Raw genomic sequence first — 13,530 nt, 5'->3', positions numbered from 1 at the left:
TACAGGAGAGAAGGGCCCCGGGACGGTCGGTCGTCCACGGGGCCCTTCTCGTACAGGGGGTACTACTGGTCCTACTCGGCGAGCACGGCCTCGGCATCGAGGGTCACGCCGACCGCCTGGATCACCGAGGCGATCTTGACGGCTTCCTGAATGGTCTCACGGTCCACGCCGGCCTTGCGCAGCACCTGCTCGTGGGAGTCCAGGCACTGGCCGCAGCCGTTGATCGCGGAGACGGCGAGCGACCACAGCTCGAAGTCGATCTTCTCCACGCCGGGCTTGCCGATGACGTTCATCCGCAGACCCGCACGGAGCGTCCCGTACTCGGGGTCCGACAGCAGGTGCCGGGTCCGGTAGAAGACGTTGTTCATCGCCATGATGGCGGCGGCCGACTTCGCGGCGGTGTACGCCTCCGCGGAGAGGTTGGCCTTCGCCTCCGGCTCCAGCTCGCGCAGCACCTTCGGCGAGCGCGAGGCGATCGCGCAGGCGAGGACGGTGCCCCACAGCTGCTGCTGCGTAAGGAGCGCCGTGTCGTCGGCGTTGCCGATGACCGAGCCGAGGTTCAGCTTCAGGTCCTTGGCGAAGTCCGGAACGGCGGCCTTCAGTTCGTCGAGTGCCATGTCGCTGTCAGCTCACTCGCCCGAGAGCAGGGCGACCGGGTCGAGGGTGTTCTCGCCCTTGGTCCAGTTGCACGGGCACAGCTCGTCGGTCTGCAGGGCGTCCAGGACCCGCAGGACCTCCTTGGGGTTACGGCCCACGGAACCGGCGGTCACCATCGTGAACTGGATCTCGTTGTTCTGGTCGACGATGAAGACGGCGCGCTGGGCGAAGCCGTCCTCGCCCTCGATGCCGAGGTCACGCATGAGCTCGTGCTTCGAGTCGGCCATCATCGGGAACGGCAGGTCGGTCAGGTCCGGGTGGTCCTTGCGCCAGGCGTGGTGCACGAACTCGGAGTCACCGGAGAAGCCGAGGATCTGGGCGTCACGGTCGGCGAACTCCTCGTTCAGCTTGCCGAACGCGGCGATCTCGGTGGGGCACACGAAGGTGAAGTCCTTCGGCCACGCGAAGACGATCTTCCACTTGCCCTCGTAGGTCTTGTGGTTGATCTGCTCGAACTCCTTGCCGCTCTCCAGCGAGACACAAGCAGTCAGGTCGAACTCGGGGAACTTGTCACCGACAGTGAGCACGCGCTCTCCTTGTAGCGTTGGAATTCCCTTTTGGGGGGAGTTCCTGAGGGTTGGACGGAGTCCACCTTGGCACAGAGTGCATTGATCGCGGAAATAGCTACACTCGGCCGTGGTGATCGGAGGTGCCTATCAGTGGCTCAGGGAAATCAGGGCAGCAGGCCCAAACAACCCAGCCTGTCGCAGCTGCGCGCCTTCGTGGCCGTCGCGGAATATCTGCACTTCAGGGACGCGGCGGCAGCAATCGGGATGAGTCAGCCGGCGCTGTCCGGGGCCGTGTCGGCGCTGGAGGAGGCACTGGGTGTCCAGCTCATCGAGCGTACGACGCGAAAGGTCCTGCTGTCGCCGGCCGGGGAGCGGCTCGCGGTGCGGGCCCGCGCGGTGCTGGAGGCCGTCGGCGAGCTGATGGAGGAGGCCGAGGCGGTCCGGGCGCCGTTCACCGGGGTGCTCAGGCTCGGAGTGATCCCGACCGTCGCCCCTTACCTGCTGCCGACGGTGCTGCGGCTGGTCCATGAGCGCTACCCGGAGCTCGACCTCCAGGTGCACGAGGAGCAGACCTCCTCGCTGCTGGAGGGGCTGGCCGCGGGAAGGCTCGATCTGCTGCTGCTCGCCGTTCCGCTCGGGGTGCCGGGTGTCACCGAACTCCCGCTCTTCGACGAGGACTTCGTCCTGGTGATGGAGCAGGACCACTGGCTGGGCGGGCGCGTCGACATTCCGCGCGAGGCGCTGCGCGAGCTGCCGCTGCTGCTGCTCGACGAGGGGCACTGCCTGCGCGACCAGGCCCTGGACATCTGCCGGGAGGCGGGCCGCACGGAGGGGGCGCCGGTCACCACGACCGCGGCCGGGCTCTCCACGCTGGTCCAGCTGGTGGCCGGCGGGCTCGGGGTGACGCTGCTGCCGCGGACCGCGGTGACGGTCGAGACCGGCCGCAACGAGGCGCTGATCACCGGGTACTTCGCGGAGCCGGCACCGTCGAGGCGGGTGGCGCTGGGGATGCGGACCGGGGCGGCGCGGCACGAGGAGTTCGAGGAGTTCGCGGCGGCGCTGCGGGAGGCGATGCGGGGGCTGCCGGTACGGGTGGCGGGCGGCCCGCGGAACGACCGAAGCGGCTGAATCGACTGAAGGGGGTGTGGTTCCGCAGGACCGCACCCCCTCCGTTCACCACCGCTCCGTCACTCCGTGCGCAGGCCCTCCGGCCGCATCATGCGCCACAGCGAGGGCAGGGACACCAGCGTGACCAGCAGGATCAGCGCCGCACCCGCGCCGGTCATCGGCACGAACAGCCACCAGTCGGTGATCTTCTTGTCGAGCATGGTGATCAGCGCCGCGCCCAGGCCGAGCCCGCCCGCCACGGCGACCGTCAGCCCGATGACCACGGGTACGGCGGTCTGCCAGAGCACCGACCAGCCGAGGGTGGAGCGCCGGGTACCGAAGGCGACCAGGACCGACAGCAGGCGCTTGCGTTCGCGCAGCTGCTCCAGCTGGGAGACCAGCATCGCGGCGGCGATCAGCAGCAGCGTCGAGGTCGCGCCGACCTGGAGGCCGCGCTGCACACTGGCGTACTTCTCGTCACGGGTCTTCGACGTGAGGGACGCGACCCGCATCGCGGGGTCGATCCGGGCCGCCGTGTTCCGTACGTACTCCGCGGCGTCCTCGACGCTCTCGTCGACCCGGATCTGCGCCTGGGTCGTCGCGCCCGGCAGCTTGCTCGGGTCGAGCGCGCCGATGGTGGCCATGATGCCCCAGGAGTCCTCGCCCAGCGGATCGTGGCGGGCCTGGACCGTCCGGGAGCCGGCGGGCAGGGTCCACCGCATCGGCTTCTGGCCGTAGCCCGAGCCGATCAGGACCTCCTCGCCCTTGCGGGCCGTCACATCGACCCAGTCGGACATCTCCTTGTCGTTCCTGGGGTGAGCCACGAAGGTGTCGCCGTCCGCGCAGGAGCCGATCCGGGCGAGTTCGCGCAGGGTCGCGCAGTCACCGACGATGAGACTGGTGGTCGGCTGGACGTCGGACTTCGAGTACTTGCCGGGCCTGGTGGCGTACGTCTCGACCTTCCCGATGACGGCGTCCACCCCCTTGGTGGCCTTGAACTCCTCGATGGTCCGGGTGGCCGCCCCGAGTTCGACCTTCTCGGAGTACGTGTAGAACTGGGCCCGCGACGGGTCCTGCCCGGTCACCCTGCTGAACTCGTCGCCCACCGCGGCGAACAGCATCTGCAGCGCCACCGCTCCCGCGACCGCGACCGTGATGCCGCTCACCGCGCGGGAGGCGGCCCCGCTGCTCAGCTGGAGCCTGCGGGTGGCGAGCTGCCAGGGCACCGGGCCGCCGTGCAGCCGGTTCACGCACGCCTCGACCAGCCAGGGCAGCAGCAGCGCGAGCCCGACCAGGACCAGCACGGCCCCGCCCGCGATCGGATACGGGTTGACCGGGGTGAACTCGTCGACCTTGCCGGTCATCCAGAGCACCGCCAGGCCCGCGACCGGCATCGGCAGCCGCCACCAGAGCCGGCGCCGGCGGTTGCCGCCGCCCCGTACGACGCCGAGCGGTTCGATCACCACCGAGCGCATCGCGACCAGCGTGACCAGCACCGCCGCCACCGGGACCGAGACGACGACCAGCGCCGTCAGCGCGGGGTCGGGCACCAGGTCGGACGGGAAGACGCTGACGTTCCACACCTCGATGTGACCGATGAATCGGCGCCCCAGCAGGAAGAGCACCGCCCCGGTCAGCACGCCGAGGAGCGCCCCGAACAGGGCCTCGCCGGCCGCGATCCGACGGGTCATCCGGATGTCCGTACCGACCAGCCGCAGCGCGGCGAGCCTGCGGTCGCGGCGGTCGCCGCCGAACCGCACCGCCGTCGCGATGAAGATCGCGATCGGCACCAGCAGTACCACGCAGATCATGATGATCAGCACGACGAGGACGGGCGGCATCTCCTCGCCCTGCCCCGGATCGCCGTAACCGGCGATCCGGTGGCCGCCGTCGGCGGGGGTCAGGGTGTCGCTGCCCGCGTAGTAGACCAGGTCGCCCGGCGAGACCAGGCCGGAGTCGGCGATCGTGCCGGTGATCCGGTACGGCAGCCGCTCCTTGAGGAGGCTGCCCTCCGAGGAGCCCAGCAGTTCCTTCAGCGCGGGGGAGACCACCATGTCGCCCGCGCCGGGGAAGCGTGCGACGCCCGGCGGGACGACCGGGTGCGTACCGTCCGCGCGCATCAGCCAGCCCTCGACGGTACGGCTGCGGTACTCGGTCTCCGAGTTGATCCGCAGCACCGAGGCGTCGGTCTTCCTGGCCTGCGCGTCGGGCCCGCCGGGAACGGTGCTCTCGGCGCGGGCCTCGCTGCGCGCGGAACGCTCCTGGAGCAGATGCGGTGCCGAGGCGGCGGTCAGCAGCAGTGCCACACCGAGACCGACGCCGACGGCGGTCAGCAGGGTGCGGGTCCAGCCCTCGCGCCCGCCGCCGGAGGCGAAGCGGATGCCGAGGCCGAGGTCGCGGAACCAGGCGGCGGCGCCGGTCGGCGGGCTGGGCACGGGCGGTGCCGCGGCCGGCGCCTCCTTCCGGTCGAGCAGCGTCATACGGCGTGCTCCAGGTCGCGGGTCCGGCCGTCGCGCACGGTGACGTCGCGGTCGGAGTACGCGGCGACCCGGGCCTCGTGGGTCACCAGGACCACGGCGACGTTGGTCGACCGGGCCGCCTCGGTGAGCAGCTCCATGACCCGTTCGCCGTTGAGGGAGTCCAGGGCGCCGGTCGGCTCGTCGGCGAAGATCACCTTGGGCGATGCGGCCAGCGCGCGGGCCACGGCGACGCGCTGTCCCTGCCCGCCGGAGATCTCGCCGGGCCGCTTGGCGCCGACGGTCTCGACCTCCAGGCGCTCCAGCCAGTGGCGGGCGGTGCGCTCGGCGTCCTTGCGCCTGGCGCCGTTGAGCCGGATCGGCAGGGCGACGTTCTCCACACAGGTCAGCTCCGGGACGAGCTGGCCGAACTGGAAGACGAAGCCGAACTCGGTGCGGCGCAGGGCGCTGCGTTGGGCGTCCGACATCGCGGAGAGCTCGCGGCCCGCGTAGGTGATCGTGCCCCGGTCGGGGGTGACGATGCCGGCGAGGCAGTGCAGCAGGGTGGACTTGCCGGAGCCGGAGGGGCCCATCACGGCGACGACCTCACCGGGGTGGATGGAGAACGACGCGCCGTCGAGCGCGGGCGTATGGCCGTACGCCTTGTGCAGGCCGTCGGCGCTGAGCAGGGAGCCGGCGGGGATCACGCGACCACCTCCGCGGCGAGCCGGTCGAGCCGGGCGGCGGTCAGTTCCAGCCAGCGCAGATCGGCTTCGAGGTGGAAGAGGGCGTGGTCGCAGATCAGCTGATCGGCGAGGTCGCCCTTGCGTTTGCGGTCGGTGAGTATGCGCATCAGGCGCAGGTGCTCGGTGCGCTGGGAATCCAGCAGGGCCTCGGCGCTGCGGCCGGTGAGCAGGGCCAGGACGACCTTGGTGTAGAGCGTCGACTGGAGGTACGGCTCGGGCTTCTCCGGCTGCGCGAGCCAGGAGCTGACATCGGTGATCCCGGCCTCGGTGATGGCGTACCGCTTGCGTTCCGGGCCGCCGCCGCTCTCCACGCCGTCGACCTCGACGAGGCCGTTCTTGAGCAGCCGGGACATGGTCGAGTAGACCTGGCCGTAGTGCAGGGGGCGGTCGTGACCGAACTTCTCGTCGAACGTCCGCTTGAGGTCGTAGCCGTGGCGGGGGCCGGACTCCAGGAGTCCGAGCAGGGTGTGACCGATTGACATGCCGAGCACTGTACTCGGCGTGTATACCCCTGGTGTATACCGGGGTTCCGCTTCCGGAATCCCGACTTCCGGAACCCCGGAGCTCAGGTGCCGGGCGGGCCCGGAGCATCCTTCGGGGGTCGCCCCCGGCGGGGGATCGGCCGTGCCGTGCCCGGCAGGCGGCCCGCCTCGGCCAGCGCCCTGCGCAGCAGGAACTCGATCTGCGCGTTCGCGCTGCGCAGTTCGTCCGAGGCCCAGCGGGCCAGCGCGTCATGCACCGCGGGATCCAGCCGCAACAGCATCTGCTTGCGCTGCGGCGGGGTCCTGCGGGCCGGCGGGGTCTGTTCGGTCACTGGTAAAGAGTGCCCGTGTTCAGCACCGGCTGGGCCGCGCGGTCACCGCACAGGACCACCATCAGATTGCTGACCATGGCCGCCTTGCGCTCCGAGTCCAGCTCGACGATGTCCTGCTCGGCGATCCGGGTGAGCGCCATCTCGACCATGCCGACCGCACCCTCGACGATCTGCTGCCGGGCCGCGACCACCGCGCCGGCCTGCTGGCGCTGGAGCATCGCGGAGGCGATCTCGGGGGCGTACGCGAGGTGGCTGAAGCGCGACTCGATGATCCGTACGCCGGCGGCCTGGACCCGGGCGGTGAGCTCCACGGCCAGCTTCTCGGTGATCTCCTCCGCGTTGCCGCGCAGCGAGAGGCCGCCCTCGTCGTGGGCGTCGTACGGGTACTCGATCGCGATGTGCCGGACGGCCGCCTCGGTCTGGGTGGCGACGAACTCCAGGAAGTCGTCGACCTCGAAGAGCGCCTGCGCGGTGTCCTCGACCTTCCAGACGACGATCGCGGCGAGCTCGATCGGGTTGCCGTAGGCGTCGTTGACCTTCAGGACCGCGGTCTCGTGGTTGCGGACCCGGGTGGAGATCTTCCGGCTGCTGGTGAGCGGATTGATCCAGCGGAGCCCGTCGGCGCGGATCGTGCCGACGTACCGGCCGAAGAGCTGGATCACCCGGGCCTCGCCCGGTGCGACCATCTTCACACCCGTCATGCAGAAGAACGAGACGATGACGAGAAGCACCCCGAAGATGCAGACCGGGATGCCCAGGCCGTTGTTGCCGTTCGAGCCGACCACACCGCCGACGATGGCGAGACCGATGCCGGTGATCACGCCGACCACGGTCAGCAGCAGTCCGAGACCGCCGGGAATGCTGTGCGCCGACACCTCTCTCACCTGCGGCTCGGGCATCTGGGGCGTGTCGGGAGCGAGGTCGGCGGCAAGGGTGGTCACTGTGTGTGGATTGTCGTGATCGGTCATGGGATCCCCCGTTTGGAAAGTCCGGCTCAGTGCTAGCAATGTGATTACACATTACCTGTGTTCGCAACCTTGGGCACCCTTCATGAGTCGGTTCCCTTAAGAACGGGTGCTGATTGTCACGTCCGTAAAAGACCGCATCGCTCGCTTTTTGTCCTGGCCGACGGTGTTAGCTGGTTTGGCTGAGCGGATCTGGTCGAGCAGAGAAACGGGAGCAACACAGCGATGGGTCGAGCGGATGCGCGACGAGCCCAGCGGCGCGGAGCGCGGCGGGCCGCGAAGAGCGGCGGCATACGCAGACTCTTCACCTGGAAGAAGATGCTGGGCACCTTCCTCGGGTTCTGCCTGCTGATCATGGGCGCCTTCGTCGCCCTCTACATGTACGTGGACATCCCGAAGGCCAACGCCCTGGCCGAGCGGCAGAGCAACGTCTACCAGTACAGCGACGGGTCACTGCTGACCCGGACCGGCACGGACGGGGTCAACCGTCAGATCGTGGACCTGGCCGAGGTCCCCCTGAAGGTGCAGCACGCCTTCGTCGCCGCCGAGAACAAGTCCTTCTACGACGACGAGGGCATCGACCTGAAGGGCACCACCCGAGGCATCCTCAACACCCTCAGCGGCAAGGGCAAGCAGGGTGGCTCGACCATCACCCAGCAGTACGTGAAGAACTACTACCTGACGCAGGACCCGACGATCAGCCGGAAGCTCAAGGAACTGGTGATCTCGCTCAAGGTCGACAGCAAGAAGAGCAAGGAATACATCCTCGCCGGGTACATCAACACCGCGTACTACGGGCGCGGCGCGAGCGGCATCCAGGCCGCCGCGCAGGCCTACTACGGGGTCGACGCAAAGGACCTCACCGTCTCCCAGGGCGCCTACCTGGCCTCTGTGCTCCAGGCCCCCAGCCAGTACGACTGGCAGACCGCCACCCCGACGGGCAAGAAGCTGGTCAAGGACCGCTGGGCCTATACCCTCGACAACATGGTCGAGATGCACTGGCTCGACAAGGCCGAGCGCGACAAGCTCGAATTCCCGGTCCCGGGCAAGGCCAAGCCGGCCAAGGGCATGGAGGGCCAGACCGGTTACCTCGTCGAGGCGGCCAACCAGGAGCTGGACAAGCAGGGCATCACCGCGGATATGCGGCGGGCCGGCGGCTGGACCTTCACGCTCAACATCGAAAAGAAGCGGCAGAAGCAGCTGGAGCAGTCCGTCAACCGCCAGCTGGAGTCCAAGCTGGACCGCAAGGGCAACAAGGTCGACGCGACCGTCCAGGCGGGCGCCACCTCCGTCGACCCGAAGACCGGCGCCGTCGTCGCGATGTACGGCGGAGTGGGCTACACCGAGCACTACATCTCCAACGCCACCCGCCAGGACTACCAGCCTGCCTCCACCTTCAAGCCGCTGGTGTTCGCCTCCGCGCTGGAGAACGAGTCGAAGACCCAGGACGGCGACCTGATCGGCGTCAACACCCGCTACGACGGCACCAGCAAGCGGCCCGTGGTCGGCAGCGACACCCCGTTCGCCCCGGAGAACGAGGACGAGCAGAGCTACGGCAGCGTCACCGTGCAGAAGGCGATGAACGCGTCGATCAACTCGGCCTTCGCGCAGATGGTCGTCGACGTCGGCCCGCCCGCGGTGAAGAAGACCGCGCTGGCCCTCGGCGTACCGGACAAGAACTTCCCCGAGCGCCCCGCCATCACGCTCGGCACCATGAACGCCTCGACCTGGGACATGGCGGGCGCGTACGCCACGCTCGACAACCACGGCAAGAAGGTCACCCCGTACATCGTGAAGTCGGCCAAGCACCGTGAGCGGACGGTCGAGCCGGTCGAGGGCATCGGCAGCCAGGTGATCAGCCGCAAGTCCGCCGACACCGTGACCTCCGTGCTGACCGGCGTGGTGGACAGCGGCTCCGGCCGGGCGGCCAACACCTCGGCGTACGAGGCGGCGGGTAAGACGGGCACGTCGGAGAACAACAAGTCGGCCTGGTTCGCCGGTTACACCCCCGAGCTCACCACCGTCGTCGCGCTCTTCGGCGAATCGCCCAAGGAGGGCGGCGGCCAGGTCAGCCTGACCGGCACGGCCAACTCCGGCCGGGCCAACGGCGGTGGCTTCCCGGCGCAGATCTGGGCGGACTACACGCTCGGCGCGCTGGGCGGCGGCTCCAGTGCCCAGTTCGACCTGGAGGACGTCGAGCGCGGACAGTCCACCGTCCCGTCCTCGCCGTCGACGACCCCCTCGCAGACGGCGAGCACCGACACGACCGCGTCGCAGTCGCCGGACGTGCCCTCGCAGAGCGCGAGCAAGTCGCCCGACGTGCCGCCGAGCAAGTCGCCGGACGTGCCGCCGCCGAGCAAGTCGCCGGACGTGCCGCCGCCGACCCAGTCCCCGGAGCTGCCGGGCAGCGGCGGGGTCCCTGGCAAGCCGGCCGACGGCAACGAGAACAACATCGTCAACAACGCTCCTCCCGCCCGATGAGCGCCTGAGCCGGCGGTGAACACATGAGTCAGGGGCGGTGCCGGCCGGCACCGCCCCTGACCCCTTTCCCGCGGGTCTTTCCGTGGGTCAGCCGCCGTTGACCTTCTTGGCGATCCGGTCGCCGAGGTCCTTGTCCACGTTGCGCCAGTACTGCAGCGCGCGCTCCAGGACCGGGGCGCTCACCCCGTCCAGCAGATGGCCGGAAATGTTCCCTACCAGCCGCTCGCGGGCCGCGTCGTCGAGCACCTTGCGCACCATCGTGCCCGCCTGGCCCCAGTCGTCGTCCTCGCTGTGCAGCTTGTACGCCTCGTGGACCATCTCGCCCGCCGTCGCCCAGCCCGCCGGGTCGCCGTAGCGCGCGGTGTCCGCCGCCGGGCCGCCGTAGGAGTTCGGCGCGTAGACCGCTCCCGTACGGCTCGGCTCGTACCGCATCGGGCCGTCCTTCGCGTACGAGTTCCGGCCGAACCGCGGACGGTTCGGGGGCAGCTGCGCGTAGTTCGGGCCGATCCGGTACCGGTGGGTGTCCGGGTACGAGAAGAGCCGGCCGAGCAGCATCTTGTCGGGCGACGGACCGATGCCGGGCACCAGGTTCGACGGCTCGAAGGACGCCTGCTCGATGTGGACGAAGAAGTCCTCCGGGTTCTCGTTCAGCGTCATCCGGCCGACTTCGATCTCCGGGTAGTCGCCGTGCGGCCACACCTTCGTGAGGTCGAACGGGTTGAACCGGTAGTCGGGTGCGTCGTCGAACGGCATGACCTGGATGTACAGCGTCCAGCTCGGATGGTCACCGCGCTTGATCGCCTCGAACAGGTCGCGGCGGTGGACGTCGCCGTCCACACCGGCCATCCGGTCGGCCTCGTCCTGCGTGTAGAAGTCGATGCCCTGGTCGGTCTTGAAGCGGTACTTCACCCAGAACCGCTCGCCGCCCGCGTTGACCCACATGTAGGTGTGCGAGCTGTAGCCGTTCATATGGCGGTACGTCTTCGGGATGCCCCGGTCGCCCATCAGCCACGTCACCATGTGCGCGGACTCGGGGGACAGGGTCCAGAAGTCCCACTGCATGTCGTGGTCGCGCACCGCGCTGTCCGGACGGCGCTTCTGCGAGCGGATGAAGTCCTGGAACTTCATGGGGTCACGTACGAAGAAGATCGGTGTGTTGTTGCCGACCATGTCGTAGTTGCCCTGCTCGGTGTAGAACTTCAGGGCGAATCCACGAGGGTCCCGCCAGGTGTCGGGGGAACCCTGCTCCCCGGCGACCGTGGAGAACCGGGCGAGCATGGCGGTCTGCTTGCCCGGCTGGAACAGGTCGGCCTTGGTGAACTGGCTGACGTCGTTGGTCACCTTGAAGGTGCCGTACGCGCCGGATCCCTTGGCGTGAACCACTCGTTCGGGGACCCGTTCGCGGTTGAACTGGGCCATCTTCTCGATGAGGTAGTGGTCCTGGAGCAGGATCGGTCCGTCGGATCCGACAGTGAGCGAGTGTTCATCGCTCTCCACCGGGATTCCGGCATTGTTCGTGGTGTACGGGGTGTTTTTGGTCTTCGATTCCTCGGACACGAGCGTCCTCCCGTCGGTGGGGGGTTCGGTCAGGCCGTCTCGTTCACGACTGAAGTCAAACCCGCCGACAGGAGGTCGGCAACATTTCACTACCGTGCGTACAGGGCTCTGCCCCGCGCCCGTTCCATGCCCTTGTGCCGCTCCTTCGCCGGCCCGGCTACTGGCCCGGGGACGGCATCTCGAACCAGACCACCTTGCCGGTCGAGAGGCGTGTCGCCCCCCACCGCCTGGCCAGCCGGTTCACCAGGAACAGGCCGCGCCCGCCCTCGTCCATGTCACGCGCCCGGCGCTGCCGGGGCAGCTGCGGGGAGTCGTCGCCGACCTCGCAGCGCAGCACGTCGGTGCGCAGCAGCCGCAGCGTCACCGGCCGCTCCGCGTAACGCACCGCATTGGTCACCACCTCGCTGATCAGCAGCTCCACCGAGTCGGAGAGATCGTCGAGACCCCAGCGGCTGAGCGCGCGGCGGGCCAGCCTGCGGGCCCGGCCCGGCGCGGTCTCCTCCGGTTCGAGGTGCCAGTAGGCGACATCGCTCGGTGCGATGCCGCCGAACCGGGCGGCGAGCAGCGCGATGTCGTCGTCCCGGTCGCCCGGACCGAGCATGTCCAGCACGTCGTCGCAGAGCGCCTCCAGCGGCGGCGAGTGGTCCGGGCCGGTCAGGCGGGCGGTGGCGGCGAGCCGTTCGCGCAGCTGCTCGATCCCGGTCCAGACGTCCCGCAGCCGGGACTCCACCAGGCCGTCGGTGTACAGCAGCAGCGTGCCTCCCGCGGGCGCGTCCAGCTCGACGGCCTCGAAGTCCACCCCGCCGACGCCGATCGGGGCGCCCGGCGGCACCCGCAGCACCTCCGCACGGCCGCCCAGGTGGAGCAGGACGGGCGGCGGATGCCCGGCGTTGGCGATCGTGATCCGGTGCGCGACCGGGTCGTACACCGCGTACAGGCAGGTCGCCATGCGGTCGCTGCCGAGCCGCTGGGCCTGCTCGTCGAGGTGGTGCAGCACCTCCTGCGGCGGCAGGTCGAGCTGGGCCAGGGTCTGCGCGGTGGTGCGCAGCTGGCCCATGATCGCCGCGGACGTCATGGAGTGGCCCATGACGTCGCCGACGACCAGGGCGACCCGGCTGCCGGGCAGCGGGATCGCGTCGTACCAGTCGCCGCCGACCCGGGCCGTCTCGGCGGCCGGGAGATAGCGGGAGGCGAGCCGGACGCCGGTCGGCTGCGGCAGCGAGTCGGGCAGCATGGTGCGCTGGAGCTCGTCGGCGATGTACGCCTCGCGCCCGTACAGCACGGCCTTGTCGATGCCGAGCGCGGTGTGCGTCGCCAGCTGGGCCGCGACCAGCAGGTCGTTGGACTCGAAGGGCGGCCGCTCCGTGCCGCGCAGGAAGACGGCGGCGCCGATCACCCGCCGCCGGCCGCGCAGCGGGGCGAGGATCGCGCGGTGTCCGGTGGGTACGGTCCGGCCGGCGCCGAGCAGCTCGGGCAGCGCGGCACGGGCCGCCGCCGAGTCCCCGAAGACCGGCCGTACCCCGCGCAGCACCTCGGCCAGCGCGCCGCCGGAGCGGACCTCGCACAGCTCGGCCGCGGGCATCAGATCGCCGTGCGGATCGATGACGGGCAGCCGCAGCCGCTCGGTCTCCGACAAGCTGTCCGTCTCCTCGCTCAGCCGCAGCCGGTCGGACCGGCGCAGCCGCAGCACGAAGGGGGAGACCGGCCGCTCGTCACCGACCGGGAGCGGGTCGCGGAGGTAGACCAGTATGGCGTCGGAGAACGTCGGCACACTGGCCCGGCACAGGCCCAGCACGATCTCGTCCAGGTCTATGCCGCGGGCGATCCGCCGGGTGGCTGCCCCGACGAAACGCAGCCGGTCGCCCTCGCGACGGGCTGCGGCCTGTGGGTCGAGTCCTGCGGGGCCGGTCGCGGGGCCGGCTGCCGGCCCCGGAGCCGCGGCCGGGCCGGGGATCGCGGCGGTGGCAGGGGAAGCGGCCGGCGCGGCGTCCTGCTGCCGCGGCCGGGTGCGTTCCTGCGACCGGGCGGCGAGAGGCTGCCGGCCTTCGTGGGAGGTGGGGTGCTCCGTCACGCGTGGGGTTCCGTCCGTCCGGGCCGGTTGTATGAGGCAATCACCTCGTGGGGCGTTACTGTGCCCCGGCAAGAGCGGCGATAACAACGGCTGTCACCGGATGCCCCGGAACGAGGGGCTGAAACCGGATGCTTGCGGGGTTGGCCGGTGACAACGTTTCCGGCGAC

11 protein-coding genes are annotated in these 13,530 nt (G+C 69.9%); 2 read left to right on the top strand and 9 right to left on the bottom strand.

Features of this window, described 5'->3' with window-relative positions; translation table 11 throughout:
- Nucleotides 1–71: 71 nt before the first annotated feature.
- A complete protein-coding gene (locus tag ACIRJP_RS25955) occupies nt 72–617 on the bottom strand; it encodes an alkyl hydroperoxide reductase (RefSeq protein ID WP_404178645.1) in 546 nt (181 codons plus the stop codon).
- 12 nt (nt 618–629) lie between these two features.
- A complete protein-coding gene (locus ACIRJP_RS25950) occupies nt 630–1,184 on the bottom strand; it encodes a peroxiredoxin (protein ID WP_259934020.1) in 555 nt (184 codons plus the stop codon).
- A gap of 132 nt (nt 1,185–1,316) precedes the next feature.
- Between ACIRJP_RS25950 and ACIRJP_RS25945 the strand changes: the two genes are divergently transcribed.
- Nucleotides 1,317–2,294, top strand: coding sequence for a hydrogen peroxide-inducible genes activator (locus ACIRJP_RS25945; RefSeq protein WP_404178642.1), 978 nt, complete (start codon nt 1,317–1,319; stop codon nt 2,292–2,294).
- A 59-nt stretch (nt 2,295–2,353) separates the two neighbouring features.
- Here ACIRJP_RS25945 and ACIRJP_RS25940 read toward each other — a convergent pair whose 3' ends face one another.
- From ACIRJP_RS25940 to ACIRJP_RS25920, 5 genes are all read right to left on the bottom strand, one after another.
- A complete protein-coding gene (locus ACIRJP_RS25940; RefSeq protein WP_404178639.1) occupies nt 2,354–4,753 on the bottom strand; it encodes an ABC transporter permease in 2,400 nt (799 codons plus the stop codon).
- Nucleotides 4,750–5,436 (bottom strand): ABC transporter ATP-binding protein, encoded by a 687-nt coding sequence (locus ACIRJP_RS25935; protein ID WP_351261489.1) that lies wholly within the window; start codon nt 5,434–5,436, stop codon nt 4,750–4,752. Before ACIRJP_RS25935 ends, ACIRJP_RS25940 begins: the two co-directional genes overlap by 4 nt.
- Nucleotides 5,433–5,957 (bottom strand): PadR family transcriptional regulator, encoded by a 525-nt coding sequence (locus ACIRJP_RS25930; protein ID WP_404178635.1) that lies wholly within the window; start codon nt 5,955–5,957, stop codon nt 5,433–5,435. The genes ACIRJP_RS25935 and ACIRJP_RS25930 overlap by 4 nt, the downstream gene beginning before the upstream one ends.
- Before the next feature lie 83 nt (nt 5,958–6,040).
- Complete coding sequence (locus ACIRJP_RS25925) at nt 6,041–6,289, bottom strand: hypothetical protein (RefSeq protein WP_327273194.1); 249 nt, start codon at nt 6,287–6,289, stop codon at nt 6,041–6,043.
- Nucleotides 6,286–7,257, bottom strand: a complete 972-nt coding sequence (locus ACIRJP_RS25920) for an SPFH domain-containing protein (RefSeq protein WP_404178631.1) — start codon at nt 7,255–7,257, stop codon at nt 6,286–6,288. The genes ACIRJP_RS25925 and ACIRJP_RS25920 overlap by 4 nt, the downstream gene beginning before the upstream one ends.
- Nucleotides 7,258–7,479: 222 nt before the next feature.
- On the opposite strand from ACIRJP_RS25920, the gene ACIRJP_RS25915 reads away from it, so the two are divergent.
- Nucleotides 7,480–9,735, top strand: a complete 2,256-nt coding sequence (locus tag ACIRJP_RS25915) for a transglycosylase domain-containing protein (protein WP_404178628.1) — start codon at nt 7,480–7,482, stop codon at nt 9,733–9,735.
- 87 nt (nt 9,736–9,822) lie between these two features.
- On the opposite strand, the gene ACIRJP_RS25910 is transcribed toward ACIRJP_RS25915, so the two are convergent.
- Both ACIRJP_RS25910 and ACIRJP_RS25905 read right to left on the bottom strand, forming a co-directional pair.
- The gene (locus ACIRJP_RS25910) at nt 9,823–11,292 is read right to left on the bottom strand and encodes a catalase (protein ID WP_266729985.1); all 1,470 of its coding nucleotides are present in this window, start codon (nt 11,290–11,292) and stop codon (nt 9,823–9,825) included.
- 157 nt (nt 11,293–11,449) lie between these two features.
- A complete protein-coding gene (locus ACIRJP_RS25905) occupies nt 11,450–13,363 on the bottom strand; it encodes a SpoIIE family protein phosphatase (protein ID WP_404178625.1) in 1,914 nt (637 codons plus the stop codon).
- Between the last annotated feature and the right edge of the window lie 167 nt (nt 13,364–13,530).

It is taken from the genome of Streptomyces sp. NPDC102437, assembly GCF_044765565.1.
Classification (GTDB): domain Bacteria; phylum Actinomycetota; class Actinomycetes; order Streptomycetales; family Streptomycetaceae; genus Streptomyces.
The sequence above is the reverse complement of the archived record's forward strand: the minus strand, read 5'-3'. Positions and strand labels throughout refer to the sequence as shown.